Genomic DNA, 2,382 nt, shown 5'->3' on the forward strand with positions numbered 1-2,382 from the left:
ACCAGACCTTCACCATCAACCCCTGCAACCTGCAACTGCTCTACCAAGGACGCAGCCCCAGCTCCGGCGGCGACTACGGCCTCCTGCCCTACCGCCCGGGAGTGCTCACCCTGCAACGCTGACGGTGTGACGCTCACCCGGACCGACTCCACCTGCTTGACCTGACCCCCGGCGCTCCCGCCCCTTCCCGGCGGGAGCGCCGGGCTTTTCCATCGCGGCGGAAACACCGGAGCCGCCCGCCCCGTCTGGGCGGAACGACCTGAGTACCCGAAATGTCGTGGTCATGATCTATGTACGCGTTTGAAATGATCTATACCTATCGTCGCGCCTGACGTTCTGGGGGCCGCCCGGCCGATGCCAGGGGTGCCCCGTGCGTATGCGAGAACCACGGCAGAGACGAGGTACAGACGTGGCGCAAGATCAAGACGCGGGTGAGGTCGAGCGGAGCGGAGAGCGTGCCGGCCGGGTCACGTTGAGCAGGCGCTCCCTGATCGGGGGCGCGGGAACCGCGGTCGCCGGAACGGCGCTGTCGGTGACGCTCGGCGGCGGCGTGGCCAAGGCGTCCCCGGCGGCGCCGGACGTGCCGGGACGGGGCAAGGACATCGCGGACGCGGGCTCGCTGCCGTCGGTGCGGGACATCCCCCGCCGGTCGCGGGTGGTCGACTACGAGATCCTCGAACTGGCGGCGCTGCTGCGGGCGGGCAGGCTGTCGAGCGTCGAGGTGACGCGGGCGTACCTGGACCGGATCAACAAGTTCAACGGACCCTTCGAGACCTACGGGAACAACGGGCTCTACAACGCGTTCGTCCGCGTGGACGAGGCCGGCGCGCTGGCAGCCGCCCGGGCCGCGGACAAGCGCCTCGCGGCGTGCCGCCGCGGCGGGGATCCCGTGCCGCTGCTGTGCGGCATCCCCATGGGGATCAAGGACTCGGTCGGCGTCAAGGGGCTCAACGCGCAGAACGGCTCGGCCGCCTTCGCCGGGAACCTCGCGCTCCAGGACGCCACCGTGGTGGCGCGGCTGCGGGCGGCCGGCGTGGTCCTGCTCGGCAGCACGATCTGCTCGGCCTTCTCCGGGTCCATCACCGGCACCTTCGCGGGCAACGCCTGGAACACCGCCTACGTCCCCGGCGGGTCCAGCCAGGGCTCCGGGGTCGCGCCGGTGGCCCGGCTGGCGGCGGCCTGCATCGGCGAGGAGACCGGCGGCAGCATCATCATGCCCTCGGCCGCCAACGGCGCCACCGGCATCAAGCCCTCGCTCGGCACCGTCTCGATCGCCGGGGTGATGCCGCTGTCGCCGGGCTACGACGTGCTCGGCCCGATGAGCCGCAGCGCCCGCGACTCGGCGCTGATCCTCGCCACCATCCTCGGCCCCGACCCGGTCAACGACCCGCAGACGCTGTCCGCGCCGGACCCCTTCCCCAAGATCCCGCTCACCCCGCGCCGGGGCCGCAGGCCGCTCCAGGGCATGACCATCGGCATCCCGCAGACCGACTGGATGAACGCCGGCGGCTCGATCAAGACCGGCGTCAGCCCGCAGTCGACGTACGGCGCGGGCCACCTCGCCGCCTTCAACCGCCTGACCGGCCAGCTGCAGAGCCTCGGCGCCCGGGTCGTCCAGTTCCCCGGCCTGGACATGACCGACCCCTCCCAGAACCCCTACTTCGCCTCGTCCGAGGTGCTCACCACCGTGGACGGCTCACCGGTCTCACCGTCCGCGGCCGTGGTCAACTCCAACCGGTACGAGGTCCGCTTCTCCGCCGCCGTCGCCGACTTCTGCGCCGGAGGCATCCCCTCGGCCGCCGCGGTCGCCACCCTGACCGGCCAGTACGGCCGCCGCGCCCCCGGCGAGACCGCCGCGAACTTCGCCGCCGCCGACCGCTTCAACGGCGGCATCTCCGGCGCCGTCCGGTACGAAGGCGAGCAGCGCCGCCGCCGCCTGATCGCCAACTACACCAAGGCCCTGCGCGACCACGGCGTCGACTTCATGCTCGTCATGTCGATCGGCGACGTCATCGGCCAGCGCTCCGGCGGCCCCGGCTTCCCCGTCTTCCGCGCCTACTACCAGGTCCCGAACGCCCTCGGCTGGCCGATGGTCAGCTTCCCCATCGGCTACGTACAGGGCCTCGCCGTGTCGGCCCAGTTCTGGGGCCCCCGCTTCGCCGAATCCGACATAACCCAAGCAATGATCGACTACCAAGCCAACTACCCCGAATACCACCAGGCGTCCCCCCCGGACCCCACCCCCCCGGCAGCCGCCCGCTCCCTCCCGTCCTTCGAGGACACCGGCCCCAGCAACGACCCCCTGATCGGCGAAGCCGAAGTAAGAGCAGCCCTCGGATGAGCCTGAACACCCCCACCCAGTTCCTCACCGTCCCCTACGCC

The 2,382-nt window shown here is 71.5% G+C and carries 1 protein-coding gene; it reads left to right on the forward strand.

Features of this window, described 5'->3' with window-relative positions:
- Positions 1–409: 409 nt before the first annotated feature.
- A complete protein-coding gene (locus tag ACFP1K_RS40965) occupies positions 410–2,341 on the forward strand; it encodes an amidase (RefSeq protein ID WP_380763982.1) in 1,932 nt (643 codons plus the stop codon).
- Positions 2,342–2,382: the final 41 nt, after the last annotated feature.

Origin of the sequence: Sphaerisporangium aureirubrum (assembly GCF_042658925.1) — a bacterium.
In the GTDB taxonomy this organism is placed as follows: domain Bacteria; phylum Actinomycetota; class Actinomycetes; order Streptosporangiales; family Streptosporangiaceae; genus Sphaerisporangium; species Sphaerisporangium aureirubrum.